Genomic DNA, 13,600 nt, shown 5'->3' with positions numbered 1-13,600 from the left:
AGAATAACTAATAACATATCGTTCTTAATTGAACATGGCGATAGCTTGCTTCGCTTCAACGTATTCTAAGTCGAAGCTTTCAGCTACTTCTTTGCAGGTTACTTTTCCATGAATAACATTTAGTCCTTCGAGTAGCCCTTCATCTGCAAGGAGTGCTTTCTCGTATCCATTGTTTGCGAGCTTAATAATGTAAGGTAATGTTGCATTATTTAGCGCAAAAGTAGACGTTCGTGCTACGGCTCCTGGCATATTTGCTACACAGTAGTGTACAACTTCGTCAACGATGTAAGTTGGTTCAGCATGTGTTGTTGCTTTTGATGTTTCAAAACAACCGCCCTGATCGATTGCGACATCCACTACCGCAGCCCCTGGCTTCATGCGTTTGATGTGTTCTTTCGTGATCAGCTTTGGTGCTGCCGCACCAGGTATTAGTACTGCACCAATCACTAGATCGGCTTCAAGTACATGTTTTTCAAGCGCATCTTCAGTAGAATAAACGACTTTCGCGCGGCCTTGGAACTCTTCGTCTAGCGCACGTAGAGTGTCAATGCTGCGGTCTAAAATGGTGACGTCTGCACGTAAACCCACCGCCATACGAGCTGCATTTGAACCTACTACGCCACCGCCAACGACGACAACTTTTGCTGGTTCAACACCTGGAACACCGCCTAAAAGTAGGCCTCGACCACCATGTGATTTCTCAAGAGTTTGAGCGCCCGCTTGAATCGACATACGACCTGCAACTTCAGACATTGGTGCTAAAAGTGGCAGACGACCCATATTATCTGTTACAGTCTCATATGCTATGCAGACAGCTTTGCTCTTGATAAGCTCTTCAGTTTGTGGAAAATCTGGTGCTAGGTGTAAATATGTGAACAATATTTGCCCCTCACGCAGCATAGCGCGCTCGACGGCTTGAGGTTCTTTAACCTTAACAATCATGTCTGCTTTCGCGAAAACGTCAGCAGCAGTAGGAAGAATGGATGCACCTACGGCAATATAGTCTTGATCGGAAAAACCGATACCACTACCGGCATTAGTTTCGACAATGACTTGGTGACCGTGAGAGACAAGTTCTCTCACACTGGATGGAATCATACCCACTCTGTATTCGTGGTTTTTGATTTCCTTCGGTACGCCAATAATCATCCTGACTCCTCAATATTTTTGGTTGTATTATCTATGTGTAGGGTAATTCCGTCGAATTAATATCTAGTATAGAGTTGTATTTGAAAAATTTGATACTGAATATTAAAAAGTTGTAGTATATTTTTTTGCAAGGAAGTAATAAGGTGGGATAAAAAATGGTGGATAACTATAAGAAGCCGTCCAAGGAATTAGATCGTATTGATAGAAACATTCTTAACGAACTTCAGAAAGATGGTCGTATTTCGAATGTAGAGTTATCTAAAAGAGTGGGATTATCTCCAACGCCATGTCTAGAACGTGTGCGTCGATTGGAGAGACAAGGATACATTACTGGATACACAGCTTTGCTGAATCCTCAGTATCTAGATGCATCGCTATTGGTATTTGTTGAGATTACGTTAAATCGAGGCGCACCAGATGTGTTCGAACAATTTAATCATGCAGTACAAAAGCTGGATGACATTCAAGAATGTCATTTAGTGTCTGGCGATTTTGACTATCTTCTAAAAACCCGTGTATCAGATATGAGTGCCTACCGTAAATTGTTGGGTGACACGCTTCTGCGTTTACCTGGCGTTAACGATACCCGCACATATGTGGTTATGGAAGAAGTTAAACAGACCAACCAGTTGGTTATTAAAACTCGATAAGTACAAGACGTAATTTCTGTTGTGTAGTGGCGAATTCGATTGAGATCTGGATTCAACTTCAGGAATTACGTTAGTTAATTGTCCTTATTTTGTTCGGGAAACTGCCCGTTTATTGGGTTTGCGAACCGAACAGAGATTGGGTTTTATTGCTTGATGTGGTTAAATCATCTAACAAACCGAGCGGCTATTGCCGCTCGGTGCGTTTTTTGAAATCAATAAGCATAAAGTTGGTATATGTTCAGAGAGAACAAAGAAAAGGTTGAAACCATTATAAAGTCCCAAGAAGAGACCTTATCTCCTCGATTAAATGGGCTACAACGACTTCGCGATTGCTGCTTCATATTAGGTTGTCTTACAGCGATTCTAATCTCTATTGCTTTACTTTCCTTTGATCCTGCCGATCCTTCATGGTCCCAAACTGCATGGGGAGGCGAAGTGAAAAACCTAGGAGGGCAATTTGGCGCTTGGGTAGCAGACAGTCTTTTCTTTGTTTTTGGCTCTATAGCCTATCCTCTACCTATTGCTATCTCCGTGATGACTTGGGTGTTCTTTCGAAAAAGAGCAGAAGATGAACCCATCGACTTTATGTTGTGGGGAACGCGCCTTTTAGGGCTAACCGTCGTCATTATTACGAGTTGTGGCCTTGCCGATATCAATTTTGATGACATCTGGTATTTCTCATCAGGTGGTGTGATTGGTGACGTGATCACTAATCTGGCTTTACCTGCATTTAACTTGCTCGGCACGACACTTGTTCTGCTTTTTTTATGGGGAGCAGGCTTCACCCTCCTTACGGGCATTTCTTGGTTATCTATTGTTGAATGGTTAGGAAATTCGTTTATTTCATTCTGCGCATGGCTAATGAATTTGGTTCGTGGGTCTAAAGAAGAACACATTAAACCTACATTGCAGGATCCAGAACTTAAACATGCTGACCAGCAAGAATCCATATCTCCTCCGTTGGGTATGGAAAGCCCATACCAAGAGCTTGTTGACGACATTGAACCGAATTCCTCCCAGTTGGATGATGACGATGGTCATGCCGAGTCAAGATTCAACATTCACCTCCCTCAAGCGGTACACAGAGATGATTCTGATCATCCTCCCATCAGTGAGCAAATGGCTGAAGCGAATGAATTCGACAGTGGTGTGCTTGAGCAAAATGAAGAACGGGCACTTTCACCTAATGCAACCATCGAAGAGCTGACCTATCAAGCAGAGCAAGCGAACGATTATGCTGAAGGAGCAGATGTTGTTGCGGTAAGTGATATTCAGCCGAGTGAAAACTCTCAGGAAGTTGAAGATGTACAGCAAGACATGCATGACTCTATTAATTTCGATGATGTGGAAATAGAAGAAAGTACGCCAACAATTTCTGAATTTGAAACTGAACCTACCCTTAATGAAGAAGAAAGAGCTTCTGAGGTAGAAGTAGAAGCTTCATCTGATTTTAATGAGGAAGCCATTGAACCTGCTTCAGATTCTCTAGCAGAGGTTGAAGAAGTAGCGGAAGGCGACGCAGATGTTGCGGCATTCCAGTCATTGGTGGCGGATGCGCAGCAAAATGTTGCCGCAAGTCAAAATCCGTTCCTTGTACAAAAGGATCAAACATTACCCAAGCCCACTTCCCCAATGCCAACTCTTGAGTTGCTGTATCATCCGGAGAAGCGCGAGAATCATATAGATAGAGCTGCTCTAGAAGATATTGCTCGTTTGGTTGAATCAAAATTAGCTGACTACAAGATCACCGCGAAAGTGGTTGATATCTTCCCCGGTCCGGTCATTACTCGTTTCGAGTTAGATTTGGCACCAGGGGTAAAAGTAAGCCGCATATCTGGTCTGTCTATGGACTTAGCGCGCTCTCTATCTGCTATGGCAGTACGTGTGGTTGAAGTCATTCCGGGCAAACCTTATGTTGGATTGGAATTACCCAATATGAGCCGTCAGACGGTATTCATGTCTGACGTGATTAACAGTCCTCAATTTGAAAATGCCACCTCACCAACAACAGTGGTACTTGGCCAAGATATTGCGGGTGAAGCCGTTGTTGCTGACTTAGCAAAGATGCCACATGTGCTTGTTGCTGGTACGACGGGTTCAGGTAAGTCAGTCGGCGTGAATGTCATGATCTTAAGCATGCTCTATAAGTCGAAGCCGGAAGATGTTCGATTTATTATGATCGACCCTAAAATGTTGGAGCTTTCGATTTACGAGGGTATTCCGCACCTGCTTTCGGAAGTGGTAACCGACATGAAAGATGCATCGAACGCTCTGCGTTGGTGCGTTGGTGAAATGGAACGTCGATACAAGCTCATGTCTGCTCTGGGTGTTAGAAACATCAAAGGATTTAATGAAAAATTAAAAATGGCGGCGGACGCAGGGCATCCAATCCATGACCCTCTATGGCAAGCGGGCGATAGCATGGATGAATTGCCACCTCTATTAGAAAAACTGCCGTACATTGTTGTCATTGTCGATGAATTTGCCGATCTCATGATGGTCGTCGGTAAAAAAGTGGAAGAGTTGATAGCCCGACTGGCGCAAAAAGCACGAGCAGCAGGTGTGCATTTGATTTTGGCAACGCAGCGTCCATCGGTTGATGTGATCACCGGTTTAATCAAAGCGAACATACCAACACGTGTTGCCTTTACGGTATCAACGAAAACGGATTCTAGAACCATACTTGATCAAGGTGGTGCCGAGTCACTGCTTGGAATGGGTGATATGCTTTATCTTCCTCCGGGATCTAGCCACACGATTCGTGTTCACGGAGCATTTGCCTCCGACGATGATGTTCATGCCGTTGTTAATGATTGGAAAGCTCGTGGTAAGCCAGAGTACATTGATGAAATCACTAACGGTGAACAGACAGCGGATACGTTGTTGCCCGGTGAGGCGATGGAAGCTGACGAAGATGTCGATCCATTGTTTGACCAAGTGGTAGAGCACGTTGTTGAAAGCCGACGTGGCTCTGTTTCCGGTGTACAGCGTCGATTCAAGATCGGCTATAACCGCGCAGCCAGAATTGTGGAGCAACTCGAAGCACAAGGCATTGTTAGTGCCCCTGGTCACAATGGTAATCGCGAGGTTCTTGCACCGCCACCAATTAAAGACTAGGTCAACAGGTTCCAATGAAACAGAGACAAAAAAACGTTGTCCAATTCGTTATCGGTATTAGTTTAAAGAGATTTTAAATGAAAAAATGGCTTATTCTGTTCACGTTTAGTATATCTGCCACCACAGTGGCATCACCTAAATCTGAATTAAGTGAACGATTGAGTAAAACAGACGGGTTCAGCGCGGCGTTTTCGCAAACGGTGACAGCGCCTGATGGCGAAGTGATTCAGCAAGCAAATGGCACTGCGGATATCGCACGTCCAAGCATGTTTCGTTGGTCGACAATAGAACCAGATGAGACAGAGCTTGTTTCTGACGGTGATGTGGTTTGGTATTACGAACCTTTCTTGGAGCAGGTGAGCATTTATAACCAAGAGCAAGCAACGGGACAAACACCCTTTGTTCTGCTCACACGAAATAGACAAAGTGACTGGGATAATTACCGAGTTGCTCAAAAAGATAACCGGTTCACCCTTGAACCTGTCTCGGAAAATTCCACACAAGGGCAATTCATCATTGATGTGACTGCCAAAGGTAAAATAGAAGGTTTTTCGGTTGTCGAGCAAGACGGTCAAACAAGCCAATTTACTTTTAATTCAATCAGTATGAAGACGCCAGCAAAAGAAAGATTTACTTTCACACCACCAAAAGGTGTTGAAGTTTATGATGAGCGTGGCAACTAATGAGTAACTATTCGCTCGACTTTTCTGGTGATGAAGACTTTCGGCCTTTAGCCGCACGCATGCGCCCAGAAACCGTCGAGCAATATATTGGTCAGCAACATATTCTGGGCGAAGGTAAGCCTCTCCGTCGTGCTTTAGAAGCTGGGCATTTGCACTCCATGATCTTATGGGGCCCGCCGGGCACTGGGAAAACGACATTGGCTGAAGTCGCGGCAAATTATGCTAATGCGGAAGTTGAGCGCGTTTCTGCGGTGACCTCCGGTGTTAAAGATATCCGTATTGCCATTGAAAAAGCACGTGATAACAAAGTTGCAGGCAGGAAAACCATCTTGTTTGTGGACGAGGTACACCGCTTCAATAAAAGTCAGCAAGATGCTTTTTTACCCCATATTGAAGATGGCACAGTGACTTTTATTGGTGCGACAACCGAAAATCCTTCCTTTGAGCTAAACAATGCACTTCTTTCAAGGGCGCGAGTTTATAAGCTATCGTCGTTAAAAGAAGAGGATATTCTCGATGTTCTTAACCAAGCACTGTCTGATGAAGACAGAGGGTTAGGTAAAGAGGCAGCAGAGTTCGAAGAGGGTGTGTTAGACCGTTTATCTGAATTGGTTAACGGTGATGCCCGAATGTCGCTTAATTATCTCGAATTGTTGTTCGATATGGCAACAGAGACAGATGACAAGAAGCAAATCACATTAGCGTTACTTGCAGAAGTCGCAGGGGAAAAGGTCGCCCGTTTCGATAACAAAGGCGATATTTGGTACGATTTAATCTCCGCACTCCATAAATCCATTCGAGGTTCTGACCCGGATGCTGCGTTGTATTGGGCTGCAAGGATGATCAGTGCTGGTTGCGATCCACTGTATGTTGCGCGTCGGTTGCTTGCTATTGCATCTGAAGATATTGGTAATGCCGATCCAAGGGCGATGCAGGTTGCGTTATCTGCTTGGGATTGTTTCTCTAGAGTTGGTCCCGCAGAAGGTGAGCGAGCCATTGCTCAAGCTGTGGTGTATTTAGCCTGTGCACCCAAAAGTAACGCAGTATATAACGCTTGGAAACAAGCATTGAGAGATGCGCAAAATCACCCAGAATACGAAGTTCCCCCTCACCTACGCAATGCGCCGACCAGTCTAATGAAAGATCTCGGTTACGGAGAAGAGTACCGTTATGCTCATAATGAGCCAGGTGCTTATGCAGCAGGTGAGCAATATTTCCCCCCTGAAATGGCAGAGACTCGTTACTATTTTCCGACAAATCGCGGCTTAGAGACCAAAATCGGCGAAAAGTTAGATTATCTCTCCTCTTTGGACGCAAAAAGCCCACAAAAGCGCTATGAAAAGTAGCGCTTTTTGGATATCTTTAGCGAGATAATTTTCTCAGTAGCAGGACAGCCTGCTACGTCTTCAAAACAAACCAAAAGGCATAGGATTAGCAATGCTGGATTCTAAATTACTTCGAACTGAGCTGGATGAAACAGCTGCAAAATTAGCACGTCGCGGCTTCAAGCTGGACGTAGAGACAATCCGTCAACTTGAAGAGCAACGTAAGTCCATTCAAGTAGAAGTTGAAAATTTACAATCCTCACGCAATTCCATCTCCAAACAAATCGGTCAGAAAATGGCTGCTGGTGATAAAGAAGGTGCCGAAGAGATTAAAAAACAGATCGGTAACCTTGGTAGTGAGCTGGATGCTAAGAAAGTTGAGCTGGCTGACGTTCAATCTAAACTGGAAGACATCACGCTTTCAGTGCCTAACTTGCCAGATGATTCTGTGCCTGATGGGAAAGATGAAAACGACAACGTAGAAATTTCTCGTTGGGGCGAACCAAAAACTTACGATTTTGAAGTTAAAGATCACGTTGACCTTGGTGAGCTGAGTGGCGGTCTTGATTTCGCGAGTGCGACCAAAATCACTGGTGCACGTTTTATTGTGATGAAGGGGCAGTTTGCTCGCCTTCACCGTGCTATTGCGCAATTCATGCTTGACCTTCATACCGACGAGCATGGTTACTCTGAAATGTATGTCCCATACCTTGTGAATGCCGACAGCCTATATGGTACTGGTCAGCTTCCTAAATTTGGTGAAGATCTGTTTCATACAGAACCGTTAACCGAAAAAGTAAACGATGAAGAACCTCGCAAATTGTCTCTTATTCCTACGGCAGAAGTTCCTGTAACAAATATGGTTCGCGATACCATTACAGACGAAGCCGACTTGCCAATTAAGATGACGGCGCACACACCGTGTTTCCGTTCAGAAGCAGGTTCTTATGGCAGAGATACTCGTGGTCTCATTCGTATGCACCAATTTGATAAAGTTGAGTTAGTTCAAATCACCAAGCCAGAAGATTCAATGGCAGCGTTAGAAGAGCTGACAGGTCACGCTGAAAAAGTACTTCAGCTACTTGAACTGCCGTATCGTAAAGTGATCTTATGTACAGGAGACATGGGCTTTGGTGCTCGTAAAACTTACGATTTAGAAGTGTGGGTTCCGGCGCAAGAAACCTATCGCGAGATTTCGTCTTGTTCGAATACTGCCGATTTCCAAGCGCGTCGCATGCAAGCTCGCTTCCGTCGTAAAGGCGAGAAAAAACCGGAACTTGTGCATACATTGAATGGTTCAGGTTTGGCAGTCGGTCGCACAATGGTTGCTATTCTGGAAAACAACCAAGAATCAGATGGTCGTATTGCTATCCCTACTGCGCTTCAGAAGTACATGAACGGTGCGACTCATATAGGTTAATTACAACGCTCATCAATTGATTAGCTAGTTAACACCACCTGAGTATGAAATTGAAAAAGCTGACTTTGTGTCAGCTTTTTTTGTACTTGCTACTCAGATTCGCACTTATTATTTAAATTCGGGCTTTCAATTCATTTGAAGCAGCTATCTAGATCGAGCGCGCTTGAAATGGCGCCTATCAGTTTCTCTATATGCTCTGGTTCACTAATGTACGGAGGCATTAGGTAGATTCTGTTCATAAAAGGGCGGATCCAAACACCGTGATCAACAAAATGCTTCTGAATCGACTCCATATTAACATTTTCGTGAGTTTCAACGACGCCTATGGCGCCCACCCATCGAACACTTTTGACGCGTGTGTGATGCTTTAATATTGGTAGCTTTTCGGCAAACAGAGCTTCAATCGTCGAAACTTGTTGCGACCAGCTTCCCTCTTCTAACAGCCCTAAGCTGGCATCGGCGACAGCACAAGCGAGTGGGTTCGCCATAAAGGTTGGACCATGCATAAAGCAACCCGCTTCACCACCGCACACTGTATCTGCGACGTGTTTAGAGGTTAGCGTTGCAGATAACGTCATATATCCACCCGTTATGGCCTTGCCTACGCATAGAATATCGGGGAGAACATTTGCGTGCTCACAGGCAAACATCTTCCCAGTCCGCCCAAACCCCGTCGCGATTTCATCTAGAATCAAGAGCACATCATATTGGTCGCAAAGATTACGTACGCCCGATAGAAACTGCGGGTGATAAATATTCATTCCTCCCGCGCCTTGTACTATTGGCTCGAGGATCACTGCCGCAATATCTTTGTGATGAGTTTTTAATTGCAGTTCAAAGTCACTGATATCTGTGGCGTCCCAAGGTTCAGAAAAGCCTGTCTTCGGACTGTCGGCGAACAAGTGTTCTGGCAAGAAACCTTTATACAAGCTGTGCATGGAATTATCTGGATCGGTGACAGACATAGCAGCAAATGTGTCGCCATGGTAACCATTTCTGAGGGTGAGGAACTTAGGGCGATTTTGACCTTTGGCGTGCCAATATTGCAGTGCCATTTTTAGGCTAACTTCAACAGCGACTGATCCTGAATCCGCTAGAAACACATGCTCCATATTACTGGGTGCTAGATTCAATAGCTTTTTACAAAGGTTAATCGCTGGATCATGCGTAATGCCACCAAACATCACATGAGACATCTTATCAATTTGAGATTTTGCAGCGTCATTTAATACTGGATGATTGTATCCATGAATAGTCGACCACCAAGACGACATGCCATCGATTAGCTTATTCCCACCCTCTAATTCAAGGTGTACACCGCACGCTCCTACTATGGGGTAGCAGGTCAGAGGTGTCAGTGTTGATGTGTAGGGATGCCAGATGTGCTCTCGGTCGAAGGCTAAATCCATAGCAAATACTCTCTTCTTGCGTGGTTATTTTTTAATCAATTGTAAACCCTGTGTGGGTTTGGAATGTTGACAGTCTATCGGTTGTCAGTACACTAGCCAAGTAGCAATTAACAATAATCAAAATTAAGGATACGCACGTGGAAGTTCGTCATAACTGGACTCATGCCGAAGTCAGAGCCTTTATGGATAAACCTTTTATGGACCTACTGTTTGACGCACAGATCGTTCATAGGCATTACCAACAGCACAATCATGTCCAAGTAAGCACATTACTTTCCATAAAAACGGGTGCGTGTCCTGAAGACTGTAAATACTGCCCTCAGAGTGCTCGATACACGACAGACGTTGAAAAAGAGCGCTTGATGGAAGTAGAGCGTGTATTGGATGCGGCTAAAAAAGCAAAAAATGCGGGCTCTACTCGCTTCTGTATGGGAGCTGCATGGAAGAACCCGAAATCTCGCGATATGCCGCATTTGACAGAAATGATTAAAGGCGTGAAAGGCATGGGGCTCGAAACCTGCATGACGCTGGGGATGTTGACCCCCGATCAGGCCGACGAATTGGCAACCGCGGGGCTGGATTACTACAATCACAACCTCGATACCTCTCCAGAATTTTACGGCAGTATTATTACCACTCGTACGTACCAAGACCGCTTAGATACACTTTCACACGTCCGCGATGCAGGTATGAAAATCTGCTCTGGCGGTATCATAGGCATGGGAGAAAGCGTTAACGATCGAGCAGGTCTTCTCGTTGAATTAGCGAACTTACCTGTCCACCCTGAAAGTGTGCCAATTAATATGCTGGTTAAAGTGAAAGGAACACCGCTAGAAAGTGTGGACGATGTCGACCCGTTTGACTTCATTCGCTTGATTGCGATTGCCCGTATTATGATGCCAATGTCCGCTGTTCGTTTATCTGCTGGTCGTGAGAATATGAATGAACAAATGCAAACACTTTGCTTTATGGCTGGTGCGAATTCTGTCTTTTACGGTTGTAAGCTTCTTACCACACCAAACCCTTCTGAAGACAAAGATATGCTGCTGTTCAAAAAGTTGGGTATTAATAGCCAAGCCGTTAGTCAAAAGCCGGATGAAATCGAAGAGAATGAATTATTAGACAGGGTTGTTGAGCGCGTTGCTGCACGTCCTGCTAAAGACGATTTATTCTATGATGCAAGCGTTTAGACAAAGAATCCAGCACCAACTGAAGCATAGAGAGGAGAACGGTTTAACTCGTCGCCTCTCGGCTTTATCGGGTGGTAACAGTGCTCATTTCAAGCTTGGCGACCAAGCTTATGTCAATTTTTCCAGCAACGACTATCTAGGTTTAGCCACAGACAAATCAATGGTTAAAGCGTGGCAAGATGGTTTGGAAAAATACGGTGCGGGTAGCGCGGCTTCACCTCTTGTGACTGGATACTCTCTTGCACATCGTTGTTTGGAAGAATCATTGTGCCGTTGGTTGAATTTTGACAGAGCTATATTGTTCAGCTCCGGATTCAGTGCCAACCAAGCCGTTTTGTATTCTTTGCTTGAGAAAGGTGATTGGCTGTTTCAAGACAAGCTGAATCACGCTTCGTTAATAGAGGCGGGGATGCACAGCCCTGCGATGATGAAGCGTTTCAAACACAATGATGCCGATAACCTCAAAGGCTTACTCGCCAATAAAGAGAATGCGCTTATCGTGACGGAAGGCGTATTCAGTATGGATGGTGATAAATCACCACTTACTCTCCTTAGTCAGATTGCCACCGCTTCAAATAACCTATTTATGGTGGATGATGCACACGGCATTGGAGTTTTGGGTACTGAAGGGCAAGGTAGCTGTAATGCTGCTGGGGTTCACTCCGATATTTTGGTGGTGACTTTCGGAAAAGGGGCAGGGCTATCTGGCGCAGCTGTTTTGTGTGATCACGAATTAGGCGATTATCTAACCCAGTTTGCACGGCATCATGTTTACTCCACAGCAATGCCGCCATCTCAAGCGCACGCATTAACTCATTCTATAGATATGATGCGAGAGCAGCAGTGGCGCAGAGACAAATTAACTGAATTGTCCGGTATATATGATGAAGTGCTTTCTGAGGTTCCTGGGTTCATTCACACAGAAACACCGATAAAACCTTTTATTTGTGGTGATTCTGATTCGGCTCTTGAATGCGCAAGTTCTCTCAGAGAGCAAGGTTATTGGTTAACCGCAATTCGTCCACCCACTGTACCTAATGGGCAAGCAAGGCTTCGAATTACGTTAACAGCGAATCACAGTAAGAAAGATGTGATAGAAATGGCAAGCAAAGTTAAACAGGTAGTAGCGAGTCGTACATGATAGAGCAAGCAGTATTCATCTCTCATTCTCAAGCCGACAAAAAGGCGATTTCCGAATCGTTTAGTCGTGCTGCCAGTACATACGACCAACATGCTGAGTTTCAGCGTCAGGTTGGTCAACATATTTTAGAAAGAATGCCCTCAGATCTTACTGGAACAAAGGTTCTCGACTTAGGTTGTGGGACAGGATATTTTGCAAAACTTCTCGCATTGCGAGGGGCTAAAGTTATTGCTGCAGATCTGTCTGACGCTATGTTACGAGCGACCGCATCACGTTGTGAACAACTGGATGTAAAATGTGAACTTGTGGATGCAGATGCTCTGCCGTTTTCAGACGCCAGCTTTGATTTCGTATTTTCAAGCTTAGCGCTTCAATGGTGCGAGGACTTGTCTTTACCACTTCGAGAAATCCGTCGTGTATTAAACCACGGTGGGCGAGCATACTTTTCTACCTTACTAGATGGTTCTTTACTTGAGTTGAAAAACGCTTGGTTTAAAGTTGATGCATATCAACATGTCAATGAATTTTTGACAGGTAAACAGGTAAAACTTGCGTTAGCGCAAGCAGGGTGCAGTACTCATCAAATAGACTCATTTCCTATCACTTTGAGGTACCGCTCCGCTCTGGAGCTGATGAAAGACCTAAAGGGGATAGGCGCGAGCCATGTAGACGGTCGTGCCGAAGGGTTAGTCACGAAGTCCAAGCTTATTCGTGTGGACAAAGCTTACCGACAATTACATGCCCCTCAAGGTTTAATACCTGCAACTTATCAAGTTTGTTTAGGAGAGATTTCAGCATGCTGAATGCATTTTTTATCGCCGGTACGGACACCGAAGTAGGGAAGACTGTTGCTTCTAAAGCCATTCTTCAAGCTTTAAATGAGAAAGGACTATCGACTATTGGGTACAAGCCTATCGCTTCTGGTTGTGAAATTACCGAACATGGGAAAAGAAACTCAGATGCATTGCACCTACAGGAAGCGAGTAGCGTAAGCGTTGATTATGATGACGTGAATCCTTTCGCAATGTATATACCAGCGTCGCCACATATTGCGGCTAAGCACGATAACTTGGAGATTGACTATCGTGTGCTGAGCCAGAAACTGAATCAGCATAAAGAAAATGCAGAGGTTGTTCTGGTAGAGGGTGCGGGCGGCTGGCGCGTACCAGTATCGGATTCTGATTGTTTGTCTACTTGGGTGCAGCAAGAAAAGTTACCCGTTGTTTTGGTTGTTGGTATTAAGCTCGGTTGTTTGAGCCATGCCATGCTTACTGCTGAAGTGATAAAACATGATGGCTTAGAGTTGGTGGGCTGGGTTGCCAATCGCATTAATCCAGGAACGGAGCATTATGCCGAAATCATTAAAATGCTAGAAGATAAGCTACCAGCACCAAAACTCGGAGAAATTCCTTATGTTCCCGGACCTAAGCGAAGAAATATAGGCAAATACATTAACGTATCGCCCTTAATTGAATGAAAAAAACGGCTGCGAATTTCGCAGCCGTTTCTTTAACAA

At 44.7% G+C, this 13,600-nt stretch carries 11 protein-coding genes; 9 read left to right on the top strand and 2 right to left on the bottom strand.

All coding sequences use genetic code 11. From position 1 onward, the window contains the following. Nucleotides 1-24: 24 nt before the first annotated feature. Nucleotides 25-1,149, bottom strand: coding sequence for an alanine dehydrogenase (ald, locus tag Q8W40_RS01650; protein ID WP_305395604.1), 1,125 nt, complete (start codon nucleotides 1,147-1,149; stop codon nucleotides 25-27). Nucleotides 1,150-1,304: 155 nt separating this feature from the next. Here ald and lrp point away from each other — a divergent pair, with 155 nt between their 5' ends. The 5 genes from lrp to serS all read left to right on the top strand — a co-directional run bounded on the left by lrp (nucleotide 1,305) and on the right by serS (nucleotide 8,344). After that, on the top strand, nucleotides 1,305-1,799 hold the full coding sequence (gene lrp, locus Q8W40_RS01645; RefSeq protein WP_004406045.1) for a leucine-responsive transcriptional regulator Lrp: 495 nt from the start codon (nucleotides 1,305-1,307) through the stop codon (nucleotides 1,797-1,799). Between the two features lie 234 nt (nucleotides 1,800-2,033). Then, entirely contained in the window at nucleotides 2,034-4,916 is a 2,883-nt protein-coding gene (locus tag Q8W40_RS01640) for a DNA translocase FtsK (RefSeq protein WP_305395603.1), read from the top strand. 77 nt (nucleotides 4,917-4,993) lie between these two features. Then, the gene (lolA, locus tag Q8W40_RS01635; RefSeq protein WP_305395602.1) at nucleotides 4,994-5,599 is read left to right on the top strand and encodes an outer membrane lipoprotein chaperone LolA; all 606 of its coding nucleotides are present in this window, start codon (nucleotides 4,994-4,996) and stop codon (nucleotides 5,597-5,599) included. Continuing rightward, a complete protein-coding gene (locus Q8W40_RS01630; protein ID WP_305395601.1) occupies nucleotides 5,599-6,945 on the top strand; it encodes a replication-associated recombination protein A in 1,347 nt (448 codons plus the stop codon). The genes lolA and Q8W40_RS01630 overlap by 1 nt, the downstream gene beginning before the upstream one ends. Before the next feature lie 91 nt (nucleotides 6,946-7,036). Continuing rightward, on the top strand, nucleotides 7,037-8,344 hold the full coding sequence (gene serS, locus Q8W40_RS01625; RefSeq protein ID WP_305395600.1) for a serine--tRNA ligase: 1,308 nt from the start codon (nucleotides 7,037-7,039) through the stop codon (nucleotides 8,342-8,344). Between the two features lie 131 nt (nucleotides 8,345-8,475). Here the strand turns inward: serS and bioA are convergent, their stop codons facing one another. Then, nucleotides 8,476-9,753: an adenosylmethionine--8-amino-7-oxononanoate transaminase gene (gene bioA, locus Q8W40_RS01620; protein ID WP_305395599.1), complete on the bottom strand. Its 1,278-nt coding sequence runs from the start codon at nucleotides 9,751-9,753 to the stop codon at nucleotides 8,476-8,478. Between the two features lie 137 nt (nucleotides 9,754-9,890). On the opposite strand from bioA, the gene bioB reads away from it, so the two are divergent. The 4 genes from bioB to bioD are packed head-to-tail and all read left to right on the top strand — an operon-like array spanning nucleotide 9,891 to nucleotide 13,561. Continuing rightward, a complete protein-coding gene (bioB, locus tag Q8W40_RS01615) occupies nucleotides 9,891-10,943 on the top strand; it encodes a biotin synthase BioB (RefSeq protein WP_104399350.1) in 1,053 nt (350 codons plus the stop codon). Continuing rightward, nucleotides 10,927-12,084 carry an 8-amino-7-oxononanoate synthase gene (bioF, locus tag Q8W40_RS01610; RefSeq protein WP_305395598.1) on the top strand — a complete coding sequence of 386 codons (1,158 nt, stop codon included), beginning with the start codon at nucleotides 10,927-10,929 and terminating at the stop codon, nucleotides 12,082-12,084. Before bioB ends, bioF begins: the two co-directional genes overlap by 17 nt. Continuing rightward, complete coding sequence (bioC, locus tag Q8W40_RS01605; protein ID WP_305395597.1) at nucleotides 12,081-12,887, top strand: malonyl-ACP O-methyltransferase BioC; 807 nt, start codon at nucleotides 12,081-12,083, stop codon at nucleotides 12,885-12,887. The genes bioF and bioC overlap by 4 nt, the downstream gene beginning before the upstream one ends. Continuing rightward, entirely contained in the window at nucleotides 12,881-13,561 is a 681-nt protein-coding gene (gene bioD / locus Q8W40_RS01600; RefSeq protein ID WP_305395596.1) for a dethiobiotin synthase, read from the top strand. Before bioC ends, bioD begins: the two co-directional genes overlap by 7 nt. Nucleotides 13,562-13,600: the final 39 nt, after the last annotated feature.

Origin of the sequence: Vibrio penaeicida, assembly GCF_030689305.1 — a bacterium.
Classification (GTDB): Bacteria; Pseudomonadota; Gammaproteobacteria; order Enterobacterales; family Vibrionaceae; genus Vibrio; species Vibrio penaeicida_B.
Note: the sequence above shows the minus strand (reverse complement) of the source record. Positions and strands in the feature narration are given on the sequence as shown.